Origin of the sequence: Acidovorax bellezanensis (genome assembly GCF_025421555.1) — a bacterium.
GTDB classification, from domain to species: domain Bacteria; phylum Pseudomonadota; class Gammaproteobacteria; order Burkholderiales; family Burkholderiaceae_C; genus Comamonas; species Comamonas bellezanensis.
Genome location: NZ_JAODYH010000001.1, coordinates 34465 through 57983 on the forward strand (window position 1 = coordinate 34465; position 23519 = coordinate 57983).

19 protein-coding genes are annotated in these 23519 nt (G+C 67.1%); 4 read left to right on the forward strand and 15 right to left on the reverse strand.

What is annotated here, in order from left to right; translation table 11 throughout:
• The first annotated feature begins 21 nt into the window (after positions 1 to 21).
• The gene (locus N0K08_RS00145; RefSeq protein ID WP_261497977.1) at positions 22 to 402 is read left to right on the forward strand and encodes a hypothetical protein; all 381 of its coding nucleotides are present in this window, start codon (positions 22 to 24) and stop codon (positions 400 to 402) included.
• Positions 403 to 421: 19 nt separating this feature from the next.
• Here the strand turns inward: N0K08_RS00145 and N0K08_RS00150 are convergent, their stop codons facing one another.
• The 4 genes from N0K08_RS00150 to tadA form a co-directional block, all read right to left on the reverse strand.
• On the reverse strand, positions 422 to 964 hold the full coding sequence (locus N0K08_RS00150; RefSeq protein ID WP_261497978.1) for a class I SAM-dependent methyltransferase: 543 nt from the start codon (positions 962 to 964) through the stop codon (positions 422 to 424).
• Positions 965 to 1026: 62 nt separating this feature from the next.
• On the reverse strand, positions 1027 to 1920 hold the full coding sequence (locus N0K08_RS00155) for a 2-dehydropantoate 2-reductase (protein ID WP_261497979.1): 894 nt from the start codon (positions 1918 to 1920) through the stop codon (positions 1027 to 1029).
• A 20-nt stretch (positions 1921 to 1940) separates the two neighbouring features.
• A complete protein-coding gene (locus tag N0K08_RS00160) occupies positions 1941 to 2921 on the reverse strand; it encodes an LD-carboxypeptidase (RefSeq protein ID WP_261498453.1) in 981 nt (326 codons plus the stop codon).
• A gap of 214 nt (positions 2922 to 3135) precedes the next feature.
• Complete coding sequence (gene tadA / locus N0K08_RS00165; protein WP_261497980.1) at positions 3136 to 4410, reverse strand: tRNA adenosine(34) deaminase TadA; 1275 nt, start codon at positions 4408 to 4410, stop codon at positions 3136 to 3138.
• Positions 4411 to 4855: 445 nt separating this feature from the next.
• Between tadA and N0K08_RS00170 the strand changes: the two genes are divergently transcribed.
• Positions 4856 to 6139 carry an O-acetylhomoserine aminocarboxypropyltransferase/cysteine synthase family protein gene (locus tag N0K08_RS00170; protein WP_261497981.1) on the forward strand — a complete coding sequence of 428 codons (1284 nt, stop codon included), beginning with the start codon at positions 4856 to 4858 and terminating at the stop codon, positions 6137 to 6139.
• 80 nt (positions 6140 to 6219) lie between these two features.
• Here N0K08_RS00170 and egtB read toward each other — a convergent pair whose 3' ends face one another.
• Together egtB and egtD are read right to left on the reverse strand one after the other, a co-directional pair.
• Complete coding sequence (gene egtB / locus N0K08_RS00175) at positions 6220 to 7458, reverse strand: ergothioneine biosynthesis protein EgtB (RefSeq protein WP_261497982.1); 1239 nt, start codon at positions 7456 to 7458, stop codon at positions 6220 to 6222.
• A 164-nt stretch (positions 7459 to 7622) separates the two neighbouring features.
• A complete protein-coding gene (gene egtD / locus N0K08_RS00180) occupies positions 7623 to 8546 on the reverse strand; it encodes an L-histidine N(alpha)-methyltransferase (protein WP_261498454.1) in 924 nt (307 codons plus the stop codon).
• Between the two features lie 328 nt (positions 8547 to 8874).
• Between egtD and N0K08_RS00185 the strand changes: the two genes are divergently transcribed.
• The gene (locus N0K08_RS00185) at positions 8875 to 9336 is read left to right on the forward strand and encodes a CBS domain-containing protein (RefSeq protein WP_261497983.1); all 462 of its coding nucleotides are present in this window, start codon (positions 8875 to 8877) and stop codon (positions 9334 to 9336) included.
• Here N0K08_RS00185 and N0K08_RS00190 read toward each other — a convergent pair.
• Together N0K08_RS00190 and N0K08_RS00195 are read right to left on the reverse strand one after the other, a co-directional pair.
• Positions 9333 to 9929: an OmpW/AlkL family protein gene (locus N0K08_RS00190; protein WP_261497984.1), complete on the reverse strand. Its 597-nt coding sequence runs from the start codon at positions 9927 to 9929 to the stop codon at positions 9333 to 9335. The two genes, N0K08_RS00185 and N0K08_RS00190, sit on opposite strands and share 4 nt — an antisense overlap.
• Before the next feature lie 108 nt (positions 9930 to 10037).
• The gene (locus N0K08_RS00195; RefSeq protein ID WP_261497985.1) at positions 10038 to 11069 is read right to left on the reverse strand and encodes a DUF808 domain-containing protein; all 1032 of its coding nucleotides are present in this window, start codon (positions 11067 to 11069) and stop codon (positions 10038 to 10040) included.
• 197 nt (positions 11070 to 11266) lie between these two features.
• On the opposite strand from N0K08_RS00195, the gene N0K08_RS00200 reads away from it, so the two are divergent.
• Positions 11267 to 12049 carry a class I SAM-dependent methyltransferase gene (locus N0K08_RS00200; RefSeq protein WP_261498455.1) on the forward strand — a complete coding sequence of 261 codons (783 nt, stop codon included), beginning with the start codon at positions 11267 to 11269 and terminating at the stop codon, positions 12047 to 12049.
• Here N0K08_RS00200 and N0K08_RS00205 read toward each other — a convergent pair whose 3' ends face one another.
• The 7 genes from N0K08_RS00205 to purL form a co-directional block, all read right to left on the reverse strand.
• A complete protein-coding gene (locus N0K08_RS00205; RefSeq protein WP_261497986.1) occupies positions 12050 to 12838 on the reverse strand; it encodes a heme ABC transporter ATP-binding protein in 789 nt (262 codons plus the stop codon).
• 1 nt (position 12839) lies between these two features.
• The gene (locus N0K08_RS00210) at positions 12840 to 13871 is read right to left on the reverse strand and encodes a FecCD family ABC transporter permease (RefSeq protein WP_408642879.1); all 1032 of its coding nucleotides are present in this window, start codon (positions 13869 to 13871) and stop codon (positions 12840 to 12842) included.
• Positions 13872 to 13897: 26 nt separating this feature from the next.
• Positions 13898 to 14743 (reverse strand): heme/hemin ABC transporter substrate-binding protein, encoded by an 846-nt coding sequence (locus N0K08_RS00215; RefSeq protein ID WP_261497987.1) that lies wholly within the window; start codon positions 14741 to 14743, stop codon positions 13898 to 13900.
• A gap of 67 nt (positions 14744 to 14810) precedes the next feature.
• A complete protein-coding gene (locus tag N0K08_RS00220) occupies positions 14811 to 15845 on the reverse strand; it encodes a hemin-degrading factor (RefSeq protein ID WP_261497988.1) in 1035 nt (344 codons plus the stop codon).
• 70 nt (positions 15846 to 15915) lie between these two features.
• Positions 15916 to 17205, reverse strand: a complete 1290-nt coding sequence (locus tag N0K08_RS00225; protein ID WP_261497989.1) for an HmuY family protein — start codon at positions 17203 to 17205, stop codon at positions 15916 to 15918.
• 23 nt (positions 17206 to 17228) lie between these two features.
• Positions 17229 to 19232, reverse strand: coding sequence for a TonB-dependent receptor plug domain-containing protein (locus N0K08_RS00230; protein ID WP_261497990.1), 2004 nt, complete (start codon positions 19230 to 19232; stop codon positions 17229 to 17231).
• 174 nt (positions 19233 to 19406) lie between these two features.
• Positions 19407 to 23408: a phosphoribosylformylglycinamidine synthase gene (gene purL / locus N0K08_RS00235; RefSeq protein WP_261497991.1), complete on the reverse strand. Its 4002-nt coding sequence runs from the start codon at positions 23406 to 23408 to the stop codon at positions 19407 to 19409.
• Positions 23409 to 23519 lie beyond the last annotated feature (111 nt).

Here is a 23519-nt window from a genome sequence, read left to right on the forward strand (position 1 = left end):
TCCTTTTCTTGCGCAAGCTGTATGTGGCCTTTCGACTTCTTCAAAAAACTCAGCCGCGACCCTGACGTGGGCCAGACCCGGGGGGACTACATCGGCTGCTATCTGCTGGGCACAGAAACTCCGGGCCAAAGTGACACCAGCTACCACTCGCTGGCCACCACGCGCGAAGCGCTGCTGGCCGATGCCCGCGCATTCCTGCAAGGCTTTCTGCAGGAGCACCCAGGGCTGCCGCAGGCTGAACGCGAGGCGCTGCAGTCCCTGCTTGACCATCTCGAAGAGCGCATAGCCGCCCACCTGGCCGGCGACACCCACCAGCCCCTGGCCGTGCAAGGCGGCAGCCATCTGTTCCTGCGCACCGGCATGCGCGCGCGCAAGAAGGAACAGGGGCGCTATCTGGAGTAAGGTGCCTGGACGGCAGGGCTCACGCCGTGGGCCTGCTTTGCAGTACCCACACCCCTGCTGGCGGGGCATTGCGCCACACCGCGCAGACCTTGAGCCAGCGAAAATCCGCCGAGGCCGTAAAAGGGGCCTGGGGCAGATAAGTGAACTGGACCAGCCGCGAGCCAGGCACCCGGCGCAGAAAGCGCTCGATGCTGGCCTGGGTGTCCTCGCGCAGGTCCTGCGGCAGCGAGCGAAAAGGCAGGCTGGACACCACGGCCGCCGGATCGGAATAGTCGAGACCGTTGAGCACCTCGTGCGCGCAGTCCTGGCGCACATCCAGCCCCGCGAATTGGGTCCTGAGCGTTTGCGCCAGAGCAGGCTGTATTTCGACGGCCACCAGCGAGGCCAGCGGCAGGCGCTTGCGCAGCTCCCGCGTGACCGGCCCCGTGCCCGCGCCCAGTTCCACGACATGGTGCACCTGGCCCGCGGCCCGGACCATTTCCAGCGCCAGGTAGCGCGACGAGGGCATGACCGCGCCGGTCAGGCCCGGTGTTCTCAGCAGGTGTGACAACAGCGACGACATCACCACAGTATGCGCCTGACCGCGGGCGCCTTCCAGGCGCCGACCGCAGCCAGTGCGCAGGCTTATGCCACGGCGCTTTCGCTGACGGCCCGCAGCAGGGTCTGCAGCAAACCGTTCAACGGCGTGCGCACGCCCAGTTCCTGCCCCCGCGCGACGATCGCGCCCGTGAGTGCTTCGACTTCCAGCGCGCGCCCGGTCAGTCGATCGAAATACATCGAAGTGCCGGCGTCGGGCGGATAGGTCAGCAGCGTGCGCATGATGGCCGCCGGTTCGTCGGCCGTGAGCTGGGCACCATCTGCCCGGCCCACGCTGGCCGCTTCTTCCAGGATGTCCAGGCACAGGGCTGCGATGTCCGCGCGCCGGAACACCGCCTGGCGCTGCAGCGTCAAGGCCGTGACCGGGTTGGCCACGGCATTGATCAGCAGCTTGCGCCAGGCCAGGGTCGCCAGATCGTCGGTCTGCAGGAGGCGCATGACCGAGCCGTCGAGCAGGGCCGTGAAATCCCGGCCATCGGCGCTGTCCTCGACCGCCATTTCGTACTGGCCGGCCGGGCGCAGGCGCATGCGGTCAGGCGCCATGCGCTCGCCGTTGTAGTAGACGATGGTCGGCACGACCCGCGCATCGCCGATGAAGGGCCCCACACGCTGCGCATGGCCTATGCCGTTTTGAAGCACCGCGACGCGCGTTCCGGCAGCGCACAACCGGGCCAGCCAGGGCGCCACCGAAGCCGTCTGGTGTGCCTTGGTGCACAGCAGCACCCAGTCCACCGGCGTGGCCTGGGCCGGATCGGTCAGTGCCCGCATGGGCAGGTCCAGCGTGCCCTGGGGCCGCTGCACGCTCAGCCGCTGCAGCGGCTCGCGCACGCAGACCACCACCTCATGGCGGCCCAGTGCGGCGAGCTCCGCGGCCACCACGCCACCGATGGCCCCCAGGCCCAGCACGGCGATGCGCGCCATGCGGGTATCTTCGGGCGGCATCAATGCGTATGGCCCCAGTAGATCAGCGCGTCGCGCCCTTCCACCGACAGCGACACCTTGGCGCCCATGGGCAGCAGCACCTTGGTGTCCACATGGCCGAAAGGCAGGTTAGTGAGCACGGGCGCCTGGATCTGCGTGCGCAGCCAGTTCACCACGCTTTGCAGCTTGAAGCCCTTGTCGTGCGTGGCCAGCTTGTACTCGGTGAACTGGCCCAGCACCACGGCCTTTTGCTTGGCCAGCACGCCGGCGTAAAGCAATTGGGTCAGCATGCGTTCGACGCGGAACGGGTGCTCGCCCACGTCCTCGAGGAACAGGATGCCGCCGTCCACATCGGGCAGATAAGGCGTGCCGACCAGCGAGGCCAGCATGGCCAGGTTGCCGCCCCACAGCGTCGCGTCCTGCACATAGATCTCGGGCACGGCCGGCGCGCCATCGGCGCCCGGCGCTTCCTTGTTCATGCGCCAGCCGCTGCCTTCGCCATGGCCCGACAGCAGGTCTTCGAAGCAGTCGAGCATGATGTCGTCCGGGCCGTCGGCCGCGCCGAAGTCGGCGGTGAGCACCGGGCCGGCCCAGCTGCGCGCGCCCGTGCGGGCCAGCAGCGCGCACTGGAAGGCCGTGAAGTCGCTGAAACCGACAAACTCCGTGCCGCGCTCCACGGCCTTGGCCACGGCGGCGTAATCGATCTGCGGCAGCAGACGGCCCAGGCCGTAGCCGCCGCGCGAAATCAGCGCCACGTCGGCGCCGCTGGCGGCCGCGCGGTGGATGGCGGCCAGGCGCGTGGCATCGTCCCCCGCGAAACGCGTGTGCACGGCCAGTGCATCGGCATCGACTTCGACTTCGTGGCCCTGGGCCTTGAGTCGGGCAATGCCGCGCTTGAACGCCGGCTTGTCGCGCACGGCGCTCGACGGCGAGTAGATGTAGATGTGGCGCGGGCCCTGCGCATGCGTGTGGCCGCAGCAGCCGCCATCGGCGTCGTGCACATGGTCCGCATGGCCGGGGGCGTGATCCGCGTGAGCGTGGTGGTGCGTGGGATCGGTGCAGCCGGCCGCCGCGTGGGCATCACAGGTCGCCGCCGGGGCGCTGGCAACGGATGGCTGGTTTTTCTTGGTAGAGGGCGTCGAAGACAAGGCATTCAGGCTGCCATGCAGCCTGCTCCGGTAAAACAGGGGCAAGGGGCGGCGCGTACGCAGGCCCCTAGGATGGGCTGAAGTATTCCACAGCCTGCAAGGCCACGTCCGCGCGGGGTTCTGGAACAAACTGACCCCAGGCGGGCAAGGCCGCTGGCGGCACGCAGCCGCGCCGGCCTGAGGCCAATGCCTGCGCATCCGCCAGCGCCAGCGCCCGGCCCGGCCCCGCCTGGCCGGGCCCATCCGCATGCCAGAAATCGCGGGCAGCGCCCAGCCAGGCCGCCTCCTGCGCGCTGCCCCCGGTCACCGCGCCGGCCCGCAGCGCCGCGCGGTGGCCCGCGTCGGGAAACGGCGCGTCATAGACACGCGCCTCTTCAGCCGCCGGCTTGCGTGCGGGCCCCGTGCCGAGCAGCAGCCCCCCAATAAAACGCGCGGGCTCGGCCTGCGCCAGGCTCAGGCCCAACGGGGCCGCTGCACCCTGCACCACCAGCACGCAACGCTGCAGGTCGCACTGCTGCAGCAGATCGAGCAGGATCTGCCGGTGGGTTTCCAGCGAGTGAAACCCCGCCTTCTTGGGTTTGTCGCTTTTGCCAAACCCGATCAGATCCGGCGCCACCACCCGGTGGCCCGCGGCCAGAAATACCGGCAGTTGGTGGCGGAACCAATAACTCCAGACGGGCGCGCCATGCAGGCACAGCCAGGTCAGCGGCGCGTCCACCGGACCTTCGTCGAGGTAGTGCAGGCGCAGGCCTTGCAGGCTGGGCCAGTCGCTGGCATAGCGCGGCGCCCAGGGATAGCCGGGCAGCTCGGCAAAGCGCGCATCGGGCGTGCGCAGCGCATCGTCGCGCAGCGGATGGGCGGCCTTGGCGGCGGCCTGGTTCTGGCGGCGCCGCTGCTGGAAGAACTGCGCCAGCAGCGCGCTGCACTCATCGGCCAGCACGCCGCGCACGATTTGCGTGTGGTGGTTCAGCCGCGGCTCGGCGAACAGGTCCAGCACCGAGCCCGCGGCCCCGGTCTTGGGCTCGGCCGCGCCGTAGACCACGCGTGCCACGCGCGCATGCAGGGCCGCGCCGCTGCACATGGCGCAGGGCTCCAGCGTCACATACAGCGTGCAGTCGTCGAGCCGGTAATTGCCCAGTTGCCGGGCGGCATCGCGCAAGGCATTGATTTCGGCATGGGCCGTAGGGTCCAGCGAGCCCACGGGCGCGTTGCCACCCCGGCCCACAATGATGCCGTCACGGACCACCACCGCGCCCACGGGCACTTCGCCGGCCTCGGCCGCCGCGCGCGCCTGGGCCAGGGCTTCGCGCATCCAGGCTTGGTCATTGCTCAGGGATTCCATCCAACTCTCTTTTACGCGCTGACGCCGCAGCGATAGGGTTCAACCGCGCACAGCGGCTGCGCCATCCTAATCCAGACTGGCTAGGTGAAACCCCGTAGTGGGTCCCCGCAGCGTCCCCAAAATCGGGGTTGTAAGGCTTGACCTACCCAACTGCCTTTTTTTTAAGCATTGCGTCGCAAGCCAATGCTGGCGCGGCTTTGCCGGGTTACCCGGGGAGTTTTCCACAGATCCGTCCACATGCCGCGGGGATAAAACCGCGCTGTAATCATGTTTTTTACTGGACGAAAACACATACCAAACTCCCACACCCGCCGGCCTTGGCCTGATAGGCATATGCACATAGCGAAATCTTGGTTGGCCTGCGCCGCCGCCCTGCCGACAATGGGCTGCTGACCCAACGGGCTGCCCTGCGCGCCCTCATTGCCTTATTCCAGGAGACACTTCCATGCGCATCGAAACCCAGGCCGTGCACGCCGGCTACCAGATCGACCCCACGACCAAGGCCGTGGCCGTTCCCATCTACCAGACCGTGGCCTATGCGTTCGACAGCGCCCAGCACGGTGCCGACCTGTTCGACCTGAAAGTTCCGGGCAACATTTATACGCGCATCATGAACCCGACCAACGACGTACTGGAAAAGCGCGTCGCGGCGCTCGAAGGCGGGATTGCGGCGCTGGCCGTGGCTTCGGGCATGGCGGCCATCACCTATGCCATCCAGACCATTGCCGAAGCCGGCGACAACATCGTTTCGGCCACGCAACTCTACGGCGGCACCTATAACCTGCTGGCCCACACCCTGCCCCAGCAAGGCATCACCACCCGCTTTGCCGATGCACGCGAGCCGGCCAGCTTCGCCGCCCTGATCGACGACAAGACCAAGGCCATCTTCGTCGAGTCCATAGGCAACCCGCTGGGCAATGTGACCGATATCGCCGCGCTCGCCGCGGTGGCCCATGCCCACGGCGTGCCGCTGATCGTCGACAACACCGTGCCCAGCCCCTATCTGCTGCGCCCCATAGAGCACGGCGCCGACATCGTGGTGCACTCGCTGACCAAGTACCTGGGCGGCCATGGCAACAGCGTGGGCGGTGCCATCGTCGACAGCGGCAAGTTCCCCTGGGCCGAGCACGCCAAGCGCTTTCCGCGCCTGAACCAGCCCGATCCCAGCTACCACGGCGTGGTCTACACCGAAGCCCTGGGCCCGGCGGCCTTCATCGGCCGCGCACGCGTCGTGCCGCTGCGCAACACCGGCGCCGCGCTGGCGCCGCTCAACGCCTTCCTGATCCTGCAAGGCATAGAGACCCTGGCCTTGCGCATGGACCGCATCTGCGACAACACCCTGGCCGTCGCCAAGGCGCTGCAAGCCCACCCCAAGGTCGAATGGGTGCGCTACGCCGGCCTGCCCGACCATCCCGACCATGCGCTGGTGCAGCGCCAGATGGGCGGCCGGGCCTCGGGCATTCTGTCCTTCAGCCTCAGGAACAGCGACAGCGACGCGCGCGCCGCCGGCGCCCGCTTCCTCGACGCCTTGCAGCTGTTCACGCGCCTGGTCAATATCGGCGACGCCAAGTCGCTGGCCACCCACCCGGCGTCGACCACGCACCGCCAGCTCGACGCCAAGGAGCTGGCCCAGGCCGGCGTGAGCGAAGGCATGGTCCGGCTGTCGGTGGGCATCGAGCACATCGACGACCTGCTGGCCGACCTGGAACAGGCACTGGGTAAGGTCTAAACACCCCCTGAGAGGCTTCGCGGCAGGGGCCGCCTAGGTGCGGCCCTTCCTCGGTGCCCCTGAGCTGGGGCACGCCAGTTTCAAGCATCCCTGGCCAGGCGCAGGCCGGCAAATTGCCAGCAGGCGCCGGCCGGGAAAAAGTTGCGGTAGCTGGGCCGCAGATGGCCAGGCGGCGACGCGCAGGAGCCGCCGCGCAGCACATACTGGTTAACCATGAACTTGCCGTTGTATTCGCCCACGGCCCCTTCCGCCGGCCTAAAGCCCGGGTAAGGCGCGTAGCTGGACTGCGTCCATTCCCAGACTTCGCCGGCCCCCATGCTGTCCTCGGCTCCGGCGCGGGGGTGCAGGCGCTGCACTCCGGTCTCGGTCGCCCACGCGAACTGCACGGCCGCGCATTCCCATTCGGCTTCCGTCGGCAGACGCGCGCCAGCCCAGCGCGCATAGGCGTCGGCTTCGTAATACGACAGGTGCGTGACGGGCTGCGCCGACTGCAAGTCCTGCAGGCCGTACAGGCTGAATTCGGCCCAGCCGCCCTGCGGTCTGCGCTGCCAGTACAGCGGCGCCGTGCGGCCCTGGGCCTGCAGCCAATCCCAGCCTTCTGCCAGCCAGTGCGCTGACTGGGCATAGCCTCCGGCCTCGACGAAGGCCTGGTACTCGGCATTGCTGACCGGGCGCGAGGCCAGCGCGCAGGCGCCCAGATAGACCCGGTGCCGCGGCAACTCGTTGTCGAACGCAAAGCCCGCGCCCGCATGGCCGATCTCGCACAGGCCGGCCACCAGCGGCAGCCAGCGCATGTCGGCCGGCGGGGACTCGACCGCCCGCTGCGGCCCGGGTGCATAGGCGGGCAGCAAAGGGTTGCAGGACAGCAGGTGCTTGATGTCGGTGAGCATCAACTCCTGGTGCTGCTGTTCGTGCTGCAAGCCCAGCTCCACCAGCGTACACAGTCGCTGCGCGCAGGGTCCGGCCAGCAAGGCCTGCAGGCGCGCATCGACCTGGGCGCGGTAATCCAGCACCTGCGTCAGCCCTGGCCGGGTGATGAGGCCGCGCTGGGCCCGGGGGTGGCGCGAACCGACGCCGTGGTAGTAGGAATTGAACAGCTCGCGAAACGCGGGATGGAAAGGCACGAAACCGGGCTCGAACGCTTCCAGCACAAAGGTCTCGAAAAACCAGGTGGTATGGGCCAGATGCCATTTCACCGGACTGGCATCGGCCATGGACTGCACGCAACAGTCCTCGGCCGACAGCGGCGCGGCCAGCGCCAGGCTGGCCTGGCGTACCCGAAAATAAGCTTCGGTCAATGCATTCGCCAACGCAACCATTGCATCCCTTTCAGTGCCACATGGCGCTTGCACCACCCACGCCCCATAAAACTGGCGCTCCCCAACTCAGGGGCACCGAGCAAGCGCCGCCGCGCAGCGAGGGTGCCGTCCCCCTCCACCGAAGGATGAGAGGGGGAAGACGCGTAAGCGGCTCAGGGGGTGCTTCATGCCCTCGCATGGATCACCGCAAACCAGTCACGCTCGTCCGTCCAGGTCGTGCAGGCCGTGAAACCCGCCTGGCTGAGCATCTGCATGAACAAGGGCAAGGGGTATTTGTAGCTGTTTTCGGTATGGATGCGCTCGCCCTGCGCGAACTGCCGCCCGCCGCCAGACCACTGCACCCGCAAGGGCTCGCAGGCCTGCAAGTGCATTTCTATGCGCGACTGCGCCGGGTTGAAGAACGCCACATGGGCCCATTGCGCCGGGTCGAAATCGCTGCCTATGCAGCGATTGACATGGCGCAAGGCGTTGCGATTGAACGCAGCCGTCACGCCGGCCGCGTCGTCGTAGGCGGCTTCGAGCACGCGGCGGTCCTTGGGCAGATCAATGCCTATCAGCAGGCCGCCGCCCTCCCCCGCCAAAGCATGCATCTGGCGCAGCAGGACCATGGCATGGCCAGGGTCGAAGTTGCCGATCGACGAGCCTGGGTAGAACACCAGGCGCCCCTGGGAGGCGATGTCTTCGGGCAGCGTCACCGGCGCGCAGATGTCGGCCGCCACAGCCCGCACCTGCAGCCCGGGAAAGTCCTGGGCCAGGCGCTGCACCGCCTCCAGCACAAAATCGCCGGCAATGTCCACGCCGACAAAACACTGGGGCTGCAGGGCCGGCAACAGCCAGCGCACTTTCTCGCAATTGCCCGCGCCCAGCTCGATCAGGCTGCGGCAGGGGCCGACACTGCGCGCGATGTCGGCACCCCACTGTTCCAGCAAACCCATTTCGGTGCGCGTCGGGTAGTACTCGGGCAGGCCGGTAATGGCTTCGAACAGTTCACAGCCGCGCTGGTCGTAGAAATATTTGGGTGAGATCCGGGCCGGCGTGCGGCACAGGTCTCGCAGCAGGTCTTCGTGCGCGGACGCCGGGGCGGGCATGAAGGGCGGAGCCAGGGCGTCGGCCTGGTCATCGGCGGAAACAACGGAAAACAACATGGTGCGGCGCCCTTCCCGACAAAAGCCTCAGAAGTGGTCCACAAACGGCCGCGGCCGCAGCCGGCCATGCGCTGCAGACCTTTAGCCCAGCGTAGCCAAGCTGACGGCATCGCCAAGTAGGACAGCAGCGCAAGCGTTGACGGCAGGACTGGCTACAAGGCGGGGACTCTGCTTGCCCCGTTCGCGCGATAGGCGCATCATCGAGTCCTGGCCGGCCGACGGCAAGCGCCAGCGGGCCGGGCAGACCCTGCTTTCTTTCCAGGAGGCTGCCATGAACGAACGTTTGACTGCCGGCGAAATCTGCACCCGCGAAGTGGCGATTGCCTTTCGCCACACTGATCTGGCGACGGCGGCGAAGCTGATGCGCGAATACCATGTGGGCGCCCTGGTCGTCGTCGACGAAACCCAGGACCTGCGCACCGTGGCCGGCCTGCTCACCGACCGGGATATCGTGATTTCAGTGATAGCGCCGGAACTCGCGCCCGAGACCCTGCGCGTTGGCGAAGTCATGAGCGCCAAGCCCGTCACCGTGACCGAAGATGCGTCCCTGCTGGATGTGATGCGCAGCATGCGCGCACATGGGGTGCGGCGCATACCTGTGGTCACGGATCAGCAGGAGCTGGTCGGGCTGGTAGCGCTGGATGACATTCTCGAAGTGCTGGCGCAGGAGCTGGGCTTGCTGGCAGCGACCATCGGTACGGGCATACAGCGCGAGCGCGCGCAGAGACTTTAGAAACGGTAACCCAGGCCCACGCCGACCAGTACCGGGTCGACCTTGAAGCTGCCCGCATTGACGCCGCCCACGCTCACATCGGTGCCTATGTAGAGCTTCTTGACGTCAACGTTGAGCGACCACTGCTTGTTCAATGGGATGTCCACGCCCACCTGCAACGCCCCGCCCCAGCTGTTGCGCTTCACGTCGGCCGCGCCGCCCAGCAACTTCACGCTGGAAAAACGTGTGTAGTTCACGCCCGCGCCCACGTAGGGCTTGAAGCCCTGGAACTGGGTGAAATGGTACTGGGCCAGCAGCGAAGGCGGCAGATGCTTGAGTGTGCCCAGATAGCCTGCGACGGAAGAATTCACGTCATGCTTTTGCGGCACCGTGAGCACCAGTTCGGCCGCGAAGTTCGGGCTGAAGAAATAGGAAATGTCGACCTCGGGGATGGTCTTGTTGTTGATGGCCAGGCCCAGCCCCGTGCTGTCCTTGTTCGCGCTGTCCAGGTGCACGGCGCGCACCCGCACCATCCAGGGGCTTTCCGACTGCGCCAGAGCAGCTCCCGAAGTCAGGGCACAGAGAGCGGCAACGGCCAGTAGCGTTTTTTTCATGGTGAATCAATGGAGGTAACCGGGGACGTCCCCCGTGAAAACCATTGGACACGGCCATGCGATCCAGGGTTTTGCCCTGGCTCAAACAATTGGCAACGAAGCCGCGATTCAGTGCTTTTGCGCGCCAGATGCCGGCACGCCACCGGCGCGCATGCGCTGCACCAGACCCACGCAGGCCAGCACCACGCAGCCCACCAGGGCGCCGACCACGACATGCAGCAGTTGCGGCAGCAGAAACCGCCACAGCGGCGCAGCCACCCAGTGGGCGACCACGGCCAGGGCCGAGTCCAGCGCCTGGCCCAACCAGGGCATGCCATGGACCAGCAGGCTGCCGCCGACCAGGAACATCGCCGCAGTCCCGACGATGGACAAGCTACGCATCAGCCAGGGAGTGGCGCGCAAAATGCCCCGCCCCAGGGATTGCTGCGCCGCGCTGGTCCGCGCCAGCAGCGCCAGCCCGACATCGTCCAGCCGCACAATCATGGCCACCAGCCCATAGACCACCACCGTGACCAGCACGGCCACCAGCGACAGCACCGCGGCCTGCTCGATCAGCGGCTCGCCGGCCACCGTGCCCAGCGCGATGGCGATGATTTCGGCCGACAAGATGAAGTCGGTGCGCACCGCGCCGCTGACCTTGGATTTTTCCAGCGCCGCAAGGCGCACAACCTGCTCCTTGGCAGTGCCGGGCGGAGCCGCCGCATGCGCCGGCTTGGCCTCACCATGCGTGCCATGGCGTTTGGCCTGCATGCGCTGCCAGGAGTGCAGGACTTTCTCCACCCCCTCGTAGCAAAGAAAAGCGCCGCCCGCCATCAGCAGCGGCGTGATCGCGCTGGGCAGGAACACGCTGATCAGCAGGGCCGCGGGCACCAGCACCACCTTGTTGAGCAGCGAGCCCTTGGCCACCGCCCAGACCACGGCCAGCTCGCGATCGGAGTGCACGCCCGAGACCTGCTCGGCATTCAAGGCCAGGTCATCGCCCAGCACGCCGGCCGTTTTTCCCGTGGCCACCTTGGTCATGGTGAGCACGTCGTCGGCCATGGCCGACGACTGGCGCGCGGCCGTCTTGCTCATCAAAGCCACATCATCGAGCAAGGCCGTGATGTCATCCAGCAGCATCAATAAACCGGTTGCAGCCATAGGTGTGTTTCTTTCGTAAAGGCCAGCATGCCATCTGAGAATCAGGGCCATTGTGCGCGCACCGGCCCCGCCCCTGTCAGGGCAGCGTCCCGGCGGGCTGCTGCGCCAGCCCAAGAAGCATTTCCACAAAAGCCCCATACTGCCTGCTCCTTCACCGACACCGCCTCGCCCCCATGGCGCAAGCGCGTCTGCCAGCCATGTCCGGCTATCTGACCAAGCAAGAGTCCATCGCCGTTCACGGCGTGGACCATCTGACCATTCGCTCCCTGCTCGACAAACAGCAATTCCACGATCCGCAGGGAGAGGCCGAGCAATTGGGCATTTCCGACGCTTTCTGGCCGCTGTTCGGGCTGCTCTGGCCCTCGGGCGAGCAGTTGGCGGCCTGCCTGGCGGCCCGCCCGCACGTGGCCGGAGAACGCATTCTGGAGCTCGGCTGCGGCCTGGGCCTGGCCAGCCTGGTCTGCCATCGTCGCGGAGAAGACATCACCGCCAGCGACTGCCATCCCCTGGCTGGCGCCTTCATGCGCGAGAACCTGAAGCTCAACCAGCTGCCGCCGATGAAGTTCCGCATAGGCCATTGGGGTGCAACCCACCAGGCCAGCACCGCCTACGAGCGCATGGACATCGCCGACCGCGACCACGATGACCTGACCCATGGCACGCGCTCACTGCCGCTCGACTACCAGTCGGCCACCAGCGAGGACAGCGAAGTCTGGGCCGTGGACGGACGCTTCGATCTGATCGTCGGCAGCGACCTGCTCTACGAACGCGACGCCCGTGCCACCCTGCCCCACTACATCGAGTCGCATTGCACGCCCGCGGCCCAGATCTGGGTCGTGGACCCGGACCGCGGCAACCGCTCGGCGTTCAGCCGCCAGATGGCCGAGCTGGGCTTTGGCGTCGAGGAGCAGCGCCTGGACCGCGCGGCCAGCGAACTGCTGCCGGCCTACAAGGGCCGGCTGCTCAAGTACCAGCGCTGATCACGCGCCGAACACCACCAGCGGCCCCCGGCCGGCCAGCGGATGCACCAGCACATTCACGGGCAACTCATAGACCTGCTCCAGCTTCTGGGGCGTCAACACTTCGGCCGGCGTGCCCAGCGCCACGCAGCGCCCGCGCGCCAGCAGCAACAGCCGGTCGCACCACTGGGCCGCGAGGTTGACGTCGTGCAACACCACCAGCGCGGCAATGCCTTCGGCGCGTGCCAAGGCCTGCACCGCGCCCAGCAGCATCAACTGGTGGCGCGGATCGAGGCTGGCCGTCGGTTCATCGAGCAATAGCACACGGTATTGCCCTGGCTCGCGCGCAGCCAGCACCTGGGCCAGCGCACGCGCGAACTGCACGCGCTGCTGCTCGCCGCCGGACAGGGCCAGATAGCGCCGCTCGGCCAGGCCGGCGGCGTCCGCCTGGTGCAGCGCCTGGCGCAGCAAGGCCTCATGATCGGCCGGCGTGAGCTCGGCAAACGGATAAGCGCCCATGGCCACGACTTCGCGCACCGACAGGTCGAAACTCAGGCTAGGCGATTGCGGCAGCACGGCCCGGCGCCGTGCCAGCGCGGCCGGCGTCCAGCCGGCCATGGCGCGGCCGTCGAGCTCGACGCGGCCTTCGGTGGCCGCCAGCTCGCCCGCCAGCGTGGCCAGCAACGTGGTCTTGCCCGCGCCGTTGGCGCCCAGCACGCCCAGCACTTCGCCAGCACGCAGTTCCAGATCGATACCGGACAGGATTTTCCGGGCGCCGCGATGGCAGCCCAGTTGGTGGGTCGACAGCATGTCAGGCCGCCTTTCGCGTCAACATCCACAGGAGGAACGGACCGCCGACCAGGCTGGTCACTATGCCTATAGGCAGTTCCGCCGGGATGACTGCCAGCCGCGCCAGCCAGTCGGCCAGCGTCAGCGCGATGGCGCCGCCGACCAGGCAGTTGGGCAGCAGCCAGCGGTGGTCGGCACCCAACGGCAGGCGGATCAGATGCGGCACGACCAGACCGACAAAGCCTATGGTCCCGGTCACGGCGACCAGCGGCCCGACCAGCATCGCGGTCAGCACGATCAGCCGGCGCCGCAGGCGCTTGAGATCAAAGCCCAGGTGTTGCGCTTCGCGCTCGCCCAGCAGCAGCGCGTTCATGGCGCGCCAGTCGCGCAGCAGCAGCAGGCTCAGCACGCCGACCAGCGGCGCCAGCCAGGCCAGCAAGGCCCAGTTGGCACCCGCCAGGCTGCCCATGTTCCAGAACGTGAGATTGCGCAGCTGGATGTCGTTGGCCTGGAAAGTGAAGAAGCCCACGACGCTGGCGCAAATGGCGTTGACGGCCACACCGGCAAGCAGCAGATTGGCCATGCCAGGCCGGCGGCTGCCGAGTTGATAGACAGCGGCCGTCGCCGCCAGACTGCCGGCAAAGGCCGCCGGCGCGATCCCGGCCAGGCTGCTGGCGCCCAGCACAATGGCCGCCACGGCGCCCATCGCGCCGCCCAGCGAAATGCCCATCAGGCCGGGTTCGGCCAGCGGGTTGCGAAACAAGGCCTGCATCGCGGCCCCCGCGACCGCCAGCCCGCCCCCGGCGACGATGCCCAGCACGATGCGCGGCAGCCGCACTTCGGTCAGGACATTGCGCCACATCAGGGCTTCGCCATCGGCAGGCACCGAGAACAGTACGGACAGGATTTGCGTACGCGGGATGGCCAGCGCGCCGCTGCCGGCCGAGCCCAGTGCGATCAGCACCAGGGCCAGGCACAGCAGGCCGAAAACGACCTGGGGCGCGGCGCGCAGGCGCGGGCGCACGGCAGGAATGAAGGCAGTGGCAAGACTCACGCGGTTTCCTCGAACATGGGGGCGGCTCAGCGCGGGCCTGTGGCCTGGTCCGCCAGGCCGGCTTGGAGCTGGTGCAGCGCTTCGGGCAGGCGCGGACCGAAGCCCAGCAGCAGCAAGTCGTCCATAACAATCACGCGCCGGCTCCTGGCCGCGGGCGTGACGGCCAGGCCGGGCTGGGCCAGGAAAGCCGCCACGCTGCCGCTGGCGGCCACCGACATGCTGGTGGTGACGATGGCGTCGGGGCGCAGCGCCGCCGCGGCCTCGGCCGACAAGGGCTTATAGCCGCGCTGGTCGGCCAATACGTTGACCGCGCCAATCAGCTTGAGCATGGCAGCCGCGGCCGTGTCGTCGCCCGCGCCTTCGAGCTTGCCCGTATGGCTGCTGACCAGCAGCACGCGCGGCTGCCCGGCCGCCGGCTTCTGGGCCTGCAACTGCGTGTGAATCTTGTGGACCAGCGCCGTGCCGCGCGTGGCCATGCCCAGCGCCGTGGCAACGCCCATGATGCGCTGGTCGAGCGCGGCCAGCGTGGGCTCCGAAGGCAGCAGCACGACCTGGCTGCCGAGCTTGCGCAACTGGGCCAGGGCTTGCGGCGGGCCACTCTGGTCGGAGGCCAGCACCAGATCTGGCTTGAGGCTGGCGATGCCTTCGATGGAGAAGGAACGGTAGTAACCGACCTTGGGCAGCTTGTGGGCCGCCGCGGGGTAGATGCTCGACGCATCGGCACCGACCAGGCGCTCGCCCGCATCCAGCGCATAGACGATTTCCGTGATCGGGCCGCCCAGACCCACGACACGCGCGGGAGTGGGGGCAGCGGCGTGCGCGAAATGGGCGCTGCCAAGCAATAGCAGCAGCGCGGCACGAAGAATATGCATGGTGACCGTCGTTTCTATTCAGGACGATGGGGCCCTCGGGGCCTGCATCATGATCAGTCGGCTGCGGTCAGGCGGCCTGCGGCTGCGGGCACAGCGACAGCAGCAGCTCGCGCCAGGCGCTGAGCTCGGCTTGGCCGGGCTTGCGCGCACCGAAGAACTGGACGATCAGCTCGCCGTCGGCGTTGTACAGTTCCAGCGAAGTCACCCAGCCGTCGACCGTTGGCTTGCTGACCACCCAGCTCGAAGTCACCGCGTCGGTGTTCAAGTGCAGGTTGAAGCTTTCGTCGAGCACGTTGAACCAGGGTCCGGTGCGCAGCAGCTTCTTGACCGGCCCGGTGTGGATCTGCACGATGCCGCGATTGGCGACAAAGCACATGATGGGCAGCTGCGTTGCCGCGGCCTGCGTGAGCATCTTTTCCACGGTATCGGCCTCGACCTGCTGGGCCAGGTCATCGCCCGCGGCGCGCAGCGCGCCCAGACGCGACACCTGGAACTGGCGCAGCATCAGGAAGAAGTCATGCGTGTCCTGCAGCGCCAGCCAATGGGCGCGCAGCGCCGCCGCATCGGCCGGGCTGTCGGCCACCACCGGGACGGCTACCGTCTCGATGACGACGGCGGGCTTTTCCTGCGCGGCGAAGCGGGCCACCAGGGCGTCCCAGGCGGCTGCATCGGTCTGCTCGGTGCGGTAGATCTTGTGCACGGCCTCGCCGCTCTTGTCGAAGAACTGCAGGCTGTGGCGGCCGTTCTCGAGGACGGCGTAGAAATATTTCCAGCTGCCGAAGAACATGCGCAGGTCGATGTCCGGGCCGAGCACGATGCCGACCGGCGCATTGGCCTGGATGTCAAGGTAAGTGCCGTGGCGCTCGTGCACGGCCGAATCGTTGCGCGACAAGGCCATGACGCTGCCCAGCGCACCCAGGCCGCTGAAAATTTCCTGCGCCGTGCCGGCCAGGGCCGTGGAGGCCAGGCCGCAATCGGCGGCGACGAGTTCGGCCTCGGTCACGCCCAGCCGCCTGGCGCGGTCACGGATGCGAAGTTTCGGTTCGGTTTCCAGCAATTGCGCGTGGCGCGTGCGGAGAGTGTCGGTGGAATCGGCGGTCATATTCAAAGTGGGTTCGAAAACGGGGGGCCGGCGGCACACATTGCCGCCGGAATCTGTGGGCAGGACGCGGTCAGGGCTGGACGTCGAACTTGACGGTCCAGGTCTGCTGGCTTGCCGAATCATTGGGGTTGGCATAGACGATCTGCGTCACATGGAAGCGCGCATAGGTGTTGCCTTCGCCGCCGCGCAGCAGGCTCGCGCCCTCGCTGTTGGCCTTGAGCAGGTGGGCCACCGCGGGCAGTCCGGCAGCGGACGCGGCAGTCGCCGTGGGGTAGTAGCTGAACCAGCCGTAGTTCAGCGGGCTGGGGTAGGTGCCGGTGTACGCCGGCTGCAGCGGCGACGAGACCGTGTCCTTGACCCACTTGCTGGCCGAGGCCGGCAGCGCGAGGTCGGAAGCGCTCAGGTCGGCTTCGGTGCTGGCCAGATTCGAGGCATCGGTGAACTTGCCTGCGACCGGCTTGCCGGCGACGTCGTAGAAGCCTGCGGGCGTCTTGGCGACAAAGCCCGCGACCTTGGCCGTGCCCGACTCACCGCCGTTGAGCTTGAAGGTGTAGCGGTTGAAAGCGACATGCCAATTGCCGGCGGCCGTGGTTTCGGCACCCGCGACCAGGTCGTAATAGACCCAGCCGGCGCTGGCGTTGACGCTGGCCTTGCGCACCACGGTCGGTGCGCTGCGGTCGACCCAGCGGAACGACGGGTAGCCCGACGTGGTGCCGCCCGCGCCGCCGTAGTAGCCCGTGACCTGCAGGGCGAACACCGGCGAGGTGACGGTGCCGGCGGTGCTGGCACTGGCGCTGTCGGTGGTGATCAGGAACGTGCGGTAGTTCGGATACAGCAAGTGGTCGGTGCTGCCGCCGACACCGTATTCAAACGCGGTCGAGGCGATCTCGTTGGTGCCGGTGAAGACGCCGCTGGCGGCATCGCTGAAGAACAGCGTCGCGGGAATGGCGCCTGCCTTGGGGTCGGTGGTGGCGTTCTTCCAGGCCAACAGTTCGGTCCAGCTGTGGTCGAACGGACCGCCGAATGCGCCGCCCTTGCCGGAGCCGCTGCTGCCGCTGTTGGTCCAGAAAGTGGCCGTTCTGCCGCCACTCTTGATCTTCAGATCCCATGCCGTGCCCGCGCAATCGGCCACCTCGGACTTGGTATTGAAGTCGTAGCACAGCGACTGGCCGGCCGCCGGCAACACCATGTTCCACTCGGCCGACGCCGTAAAGCCGGCCTCCACGGGCGTGGGCGGAGTGACGGGAGGAAGCGTGGTGCCGCCCTCGCCGTCATCACCGCCGCCGCATGCGGTCAGCGCCATGGCCATGGAAATGGCCAGCGCGGTGGTGGCCAAGGCGGATGCATTCTTTTGGATCATTGCAGTTTCTTTCCTGTCACGGTTTAGCGAGCGGCATCGAGGCTGATGCGCGCGCCGAGGTAAACGAAGCGCCCTGCCACGGGCCCGAAGTCATTGGCATTGGAGAAATCACGCTGGCGATTGGTCAGGTTCTTCACGCCGAAGAAGGCAGTGACGTCGCGCCCCAGCTTCTGGTTGATGACGAAGTCCAGCGTGCTCCAGCCCGGCGAGCGCTCGGGGCTGGCGGAAGCGGCCAGTTCGCTGCTCTGCAGGCGTGCGCGCAGCGACAGCTCGGTGGCGGGCAGCATTTGCCAATCCAATCCGACGCGCACGATGTTGCGCGGCCGGCGGGTCAATTCCTGGCCCGTGTCGCGGTCCTTGGCGTCGGTGAAGGTGTAGGCTCCCGTCCAAGCCAGCGCGGGGCTGGCCTGCCACTTGAAGCCGGTCTCCAGGCCCTTGGTGCGGGCGCGCGCCACGTTGCGGTAGGTGTAGGCGGCGATGCCGTTGACGACCGTGAAGTTCTCCATGTCGGTCTGGATCAGGTCGCGCACCTGGTTGTAGAACAGGTTGGCGTTCAGCGTCAGGCGCTCGTTCCAGGTGGTCGTACCGCCGAACTGGAAGCTGTTCGAGGCTTCGGGCTTGAGATTGGGATTGCCCAGAACGACGTAGCCCAGCGCGCTGTGGTCGAACAGGTAGTAGCGCTCCTTCAGATTCGGGACGCGGTAGCCCTGGCCGAAGTTGGCGCGCAGCACGCTCCTCCAGCCGCCGGCGGTCGGCAGATTGGCACGCAGGCCGATCTTGGGAGCGAAATGCGTGCCGAAGTCCGAGTCCTCCTGGCCCCGCAGACCGAGCACCATTTCCCAGGTGTCATTGAAGATGATGTCGTTCTGCGCAAACAGCTCCTGCGAAGTGCGCTCGGCGCTGCCGATCAGCTCGGAAATACCGTTGGCGTTCTGCTTGAGGCGCTCGCGGTGCAGGTCGCCGCCGAACTGCCACAGCTGGCGCTTCCACGCCGGCAGATCGAACTGCAGCGACACATGTTCGGTGCGCAGCGTGGAGGCGCGGCTGGCCGTGCCCACCTGGTTGGAGTATTCCTGCGAGCGGCTGTCGTAGTCTTCGGCCAGGCCGGTCAGGCGCGCCTTGACGCCGCTGTCGAAGCGCCACTGGCCGCCGTAGGTCAAGCGGTTGCGTGTGATGTCCTCCGTCTTGCGCTGGGGCACGTAGGTCGGTGGCGCAAAGTATTCGTAGCGCTGCACATCGGTTTCACGGTAGGTGCTGGCATCGACCCAGAAATGGCCTGCGGACGTAGGCAGCCACTCCAGGCGACCGCTGTATTGCTCGCGGCGAATGGCATCGCCCTGGCGACTCCAGGCGTCGGGGTTGACCGCGAAGCCCTTGTTGTCCAGCACATCGGCCGCCACGCTGGCACGCCATTGCGCGTTGCCGCCGCTCACGCGCAGATTGCCGTGGGCGCTGCCAAACGGGCTGTGCACGTTCTGCGCGCCGTAGCTGCCGGCATCCGCCGTGGCGCTGGCCGAAAGACCGGGCGCTATGCGCCGCGTGATCACATTGATGACGCCGCCCATCGCCGAGCTGCCGTACTGCGCGGAGCTGGCCCCCTTGACCACTTCGATGTGGTCCACCTCGGTGAGCAGGTATTGCGACACGTCGATGGATGAACCCGTGCTCGCGGAAATCGGCAGGCCGTCGATCAGCACCAGCACCTGGTCGCTGGTCATGCCTTGCATGGCGACCGTGAAGCCGGACTTGCCGTGGATTTCCGTCAGCTGCAGGCCGGGCACATTCTCGAGTGCGTCCTTGAGCGTACGGGCCTGTGTGCGTGCGATTTCCTTGGCGTCCACCACTTCGGTAGGCACCGGCGTTTCGTCCAGCGTTTTTTCGGAGCGCGTGCCGGTGACAACGATGGTACTCAAGCTGTCAGCCACCTCGGCCGCATGCACCGTCGCAGCGCCCAGACAAGGCAAGAGCAAGGAGCCAAGCAGCAGCGAGGGCGCGCAGATCCGGTGCGGCGAAAAAGGAAGAGACACGGCGTTGTCTTACATAGTGAACAGAAGTGGCGAATGATAATGATTCGTGTTTTGATACGCAAGTACTTTCAGGAACACCCCGCAACAAAGCCTGACAACTGTCCATAAAAAAACGGGCCCGCAGGCCCGTTTTTTGTTGTTCCAGGCGACCGTGGTCACCTGGCGCAGGTCAGATCACCCGACCCACTTGCGCGCGTTGCGCCAGACGCGCATCCAGGGGCTCAGTTCGCTCTTGTCGCCCGTGGTCCAGCTCATCTGCACGTTGCGGAACACGCGCTCGGGGTGGGGCATCATGGCCGTGAAGCGGCCGTCGGCCGTGGTCACTGCCGTGAGGCCGCCCGCGCTGCCGTTCGGGTTGAACGGGTACTGCTCGGTGGGCTGACCGTGGTTGTCGACGAAGCGCATGGCGGCCAGCGCCTGGGCCGCGTTGCCGCGTTCGCTGAAGTTGGCAAAGCCTTCGCCATGGGCCACGGCGATGGGCAGGCGGCTGCCGGCCATGCCTTGCAAGAACAGGCTGGGCGACTCCAGCACTTCAACCATGGACAGACGCGCTTCGAAGCGGTTGCTCTGGTTCTGTGTGAAGCGCGGCCAGTCCTGGGCACCGGGAATGATCTCGGCCAGTTCGGCGAACATCTGGCAGCCGTTGCAGACACCCAAACCGAACGTGTCGGCACGGCCGAAGAACTGCTGGAATTCCTGCGACAGGCGGTCGTTGAACGTGATGGAACGCGCCCAGCCGATGCCCGCACCCAGGGTGTCGCCGTAGCTGAAACCGCCGCAGGCGACCACGCCCGCGAAGTCCTGCAGCTTGGCACGGCCGGTCTGCAAGTCGGTCATGTGCACATCCACCGCATCGAAGCCGGCTTCCGTGAAGGCGTAGGCCATTTCCACATGCGAGTTCACGCCCTGCTCGCGCAGCACGGCCACACGCGGCTTGGACAGGTTCAGGAACGGCGCGGCGACATTGTCCTGGGCGTCGAACGACAGCGACAGGTGCATGCCCGGGTCGGTGGGCTCGCCCGCGGCGGCGTGTTCGGCATCGGCGCAAACCGGGTTGTCGCGCTGCTGCGCGATCTTCCAGCTGACCGCATCCCAGACCTGGTGCAGGTCGCTGAGCGACGCGCTGAACACGGACTTGGCGTCGCGCCAGACTTGCAGCTGGCCCTTGCCGGCGTCGATGGTGCTCGACAGCGGACGGGTCTTGCCGACGAAATGGCTGCACTGGGCCAGGCCGTGTTCGCGCAGGGTCTGCATCACGGCATTGCGCTCGGAAGTCTTGACCTGCAGAACGACACCGATTTCTTCATTGAACAGCGCCTTGAGCGTGAGCTCTTCGCGCCGGCCGCTGACCTGCTGCGCCCAGTTCTTGCTATCGCCGCTGTCCATGCGGCTGTCGGAAATGCCGTCGCCTTCGAGCACCAGCATGTCCACGTTCAGCGCCACGCCCACATGGCCGGCGAAGGCCATTTCGGCCGCCGTGGCCAGCAGGCCGCCGTCGCCCTTGTCGTGGTAGGCCAGGATCTGGCCTTGCGCGCGCAGCGCGTTGACGGCCTTGACCAGTTGCACCAGGTCTTGCGCGTCGTCCAGATCCGGCGTTTCGTTGCCGCTTTGATTCAGCACCTGGCCCAGGATGGAGCCGCCCATGCGCATCTTGCCGCGGCCCAGGTCGATCAGCACCAGCGTGCTGTCTTCTTCCATCGCGTCGAGCTGGGGCGTGAGCGTGGTGCGCACGTCATCGATCGAGGCAAAGCCGGTGATGATCAGGCTCACGGGCGAAGTGACTTTCTTGGTCACGCCGTTTTCCTGCCACTGGGTGCGCATGGACAGCGAGTCCTTGCCCACGGGAATGGAGATGTCCAGCGCCGGGCACAGTTCCATGCCCACGGCCTTGACGGTGGCGTACAGCGCGGCGTCTTCGCCGGGCTCGCCACAGGCGGCCATCCAGTTGGCCGACATCTTCACGCGCGGCAGTTCGATGGGTGCGGCCAGCAGATTGGTGATGGCTTCGGCTACGGCCATGCGGCCCGAAGCCGGGGCGTTGATCGCCGCCAGCGGCGTGCGCTCGCCCATGGCCATGGCTTCACCGGCAAAGCCGCGGTAGTCGGCCAGGGTCACGGCCACGTCGGCCACGGGCACTTGCCAGGGGCCGACCATCTGGTCGCGGTGGGTCAGGCCACCCACGGCGCGATCGCCGATGGTGATCAGAAAGCGCTTGGACGCCACCGTGGGGTGGGCCAGCACGTCGATCACGGCGGACTCCAGCGCCACGCCGGTCAAGTCCATGGCGGGCAGCTCGCGCGTCAAGGTGGTGACATCCTTGTGCACCTTGGGCGGCTTGCCCAGCAACACGTTCATGGGCATGTCGACCGGGAATTTCTGGTCGTCTGCCGTCGCCGCCGTGTCTTCGAGCACCAGTTGGCGCTCTTCGGTGGCCGTGCCGATCACGGCAAACGGGCAGCGCTCGCGTTCGCAGAAAGCGGTGAACTGGGCCAGCGATTGCGGGGCAATCGCCAGCACATAGCGTTCCTGGCTTTCGTTGGACCAGATTTCCTTGGGCGACATGCCCGACTCTTCGAGGTTCACGGCGCGCAGGTCGAAGCGTGCGCCGCGGCCCGCGTCGTTGGTCAGCTCGGGGAATGCGTTGGACAGACCGCCCGCGCCCACGTCGTGGATCGCCAGGATGGGGTTGTTCTCGCCCTGCTGCCAGCAGTGGTTGATCACTTCCTGGGCCCGGCGCTCGATTTCAGGGTTGCCGCGCTGCACCGAGTCGAAGTCGAGTTCGGCGGCGTTGGTGCCCGTGGCCATGGAGCTGGCCGCGCTGCCGCCCATGCCGATGCGCATGCCGGGGCCGCCGAGCTGGATCAGCAGCGAACCCGCGGGGAATTCGATTTTCTTGGTCTGGTCCTTGTCGATCACGCCCAGGCCGCCGGCGATCATGATGGGCTTGTGGTAGCCGCGCACCACGCCGCCGACTTCCTGCTCGTACTCGCGGAAATAGCCGGCCAGGTTGGGACGACCGAACTCGTTGTTGAAGGCCGCGCCACCCAGGGGGCCTTCGGTCATGATCTGCAGCGGGCTGGCGATGTGCTCGGGCTTGCCGATGGTGCTGCCCCAGAGCTTGGAGACGGTGAAGCCGCTCAGGCCGGCCTTGGGCTTGGAGCCGCGGCCGGTCGCGCCTTCGTCGCGGATTTCACCGCCGTTGCCCGTGGAGGCGCCGGGGAAAGGCGAAATCGCCGTCGGGTGGTTGTGCGTCTCGACCTTCATCAGCACATGGTGGGTCGCGGCCTGCTTCACATAGCTGGGCGCATTGTCCGCGCCCGCATCCAGGCGCGCGACGAAGCGCTCGACTTCATGGCCTTCCATGATCGAGGCATTGTCCGAATACGCGACCACGGTGTGCTGGGGCGACACCTGGTGGGTGTTGCGGATCATGCCGAACAGCGACTTCTCCTGGGCCACACCGTCAATGGTGAAGCTGGCGTTGAAGATCTTGTGGCGGCAATGTTCGGAATTGGCCTGGGCGAACATCATCAATTCCACGTCCGTGGGATTGCGCTTGAGGCCCTGGAAGGCCGTGACCAGATAGTCGATTTCGTCTTCGGCCAGGGCCAGGCCCCAGGCCTTGTCGGCCGCGAGCAGCGCCGCGGCGCCGCCGCCGAGCACGTCGACGAAGGCCATGGGCTGGGCCTGCAGTTCCATGAACAGCTGGCCGGCGTCGCCGCGCGAAGCCACCACCGACTCGGTCATGCGGTCATGCAGCAGCGCAGCGACCTGGGCCAGTTGCTCGGACGTGAGTTCGGGAGTGCCGCCCAGCAGGCCGGTCTTGAGCTGGATGCGGTATTCGGTGATGCGCTCCACGCGCTGGATCACCAGGCCGCAGTTGCGCGCAATGTCGGTGGCCTTGGAAGCCCAGGGCGAAATCGTGCCCAGGCGAGGCGTGACCACCACGGCCAGACCGTCGCTGGGGCCGGCATAGGGCTCGCCATAGGTCAGCAGCGCCGCCAGGCGGCTGTGGCCGGCCGCGTCGGGCGCAGCGGCCGTGGCCACCAGATGCACGAAGCGCGCAGCCACACCGACAATCTTGGGGTGGATTGCCTCCAGGGCGGTGAGCAGTTGTTGGGCGCGGAAAGAGCTCAGGGCGTTGCCGCCCTCCAGCTGGGTCAAATGCAAAGTCACGTGGCGGCCTGTCGGGAATATGAGGCGTTGAGGCGATGCACCCGAGTGGGTGCTGGGCGATGGCCGGCATTTTACCGGGGACCAGGCCGGCGCGCAGCCCTGATACCAGCA

Coding starts and splice junctions, on each gene's coding strand:
- N0K08_RS00215 (WP_261497987.1), bottom strand. CDS start 14,743: ATGCATATTCTTCGTGCCGCGCTGCTGCTATTGCTTGGCAGCGCCCAT.
- N0K08_RS00150 (WP_261497978.1), bottom strand. CDS start 964: ATGTCGTCGCTGTTGTCACACCTGCTGAGAACACCGGGCCTGACCGGC.
- N0K08_RS00220 (WP_261497988.1), bottom strand. CDS start 15,845: ATGACCGCCGATTCCACCGACACTCTCCGCACGCGCCACGCGCAATTG.
- N0K08_RS00195 (WP_261497985.1), bottom strand. CDS start 11,069: ATGGCTGCAACCGGTTTATTGATGCTGCTGGATGACATCACGGCCTTG.
- N0K08_RS00225 (WP_261497989.1), bottom strand. CDS start 17,205: ATGATCCAAAAGAATGCATCCGCCTTGGCCACCACCGCGCTGGCCATT.
- egtB (WP_261497982.1), bottom strand. CDS start 7,458: ATGGTTGCGTTGGCGAATGCATTGACCGAAGCTTATTTTCGGGTACGC.
- N0K08_RS00205 (WP_261497986.1), bottom strand. CDS start 12,838: ATGCTGTCGACCCACCAACTGGGCTGCCATCGCGGCGCCCGGAAAATC.
- N0K08_RS00170 (WP_261497981.1), top strand. CDS start 4,856: ATGCGCATCGAAACCCAGGCCGTGCACGCCGGCTACCAGATCGACCCC.
- N0K08_RS00190 (WP_261497984.1), bottom strand. CDS start 9,929: ATGAAAAAAACGCTACTGGCCGTTGCCGCTCTCTGTGCCCTGACTTCG.
- N0K08_RS00155 (WP_261497979.1), bottom strand. CDS start 1,920: ATGGCGCGCATCGCCGTGCTGGGCCTGGGGGCCATCGGTGGCGTGGTG.
- N0K08_RS00185 (WP_261497983.1), top strand. CDS start 8,875: ATGAACGAACGTTTGACTGCCGGCGAAATCTGCACCCGCGAAGTGGCG.
- egtD (WP_261498454.1), bottom strand. CDS start 8,546: ATGCCCGCCCCGGCGTCCGCGCACGAAGACCTGCTGCGAGACCTGTGC.
- tadA (WP_261497980.1), bottom strand. CDS start 4,410: ATGGAATCCCTGAGCAATGACCAAGCCTGGATGCGCGAAGCCCTGGCC.
- N0K08_RS00145 (WP_261497977.1), top strand. CDS start 22: ATGTGGCCTTTCGACTTCTTCAAAAAACTCAGCCGCGACCCTGACGTG.
- N0K08_RS00200 (WP_261498455.1), top strand. CDS start 11,267: ATGTCCGGCTATCTGACCAAGCAAGAGTCCATCGCCGTTCACGGCGTG.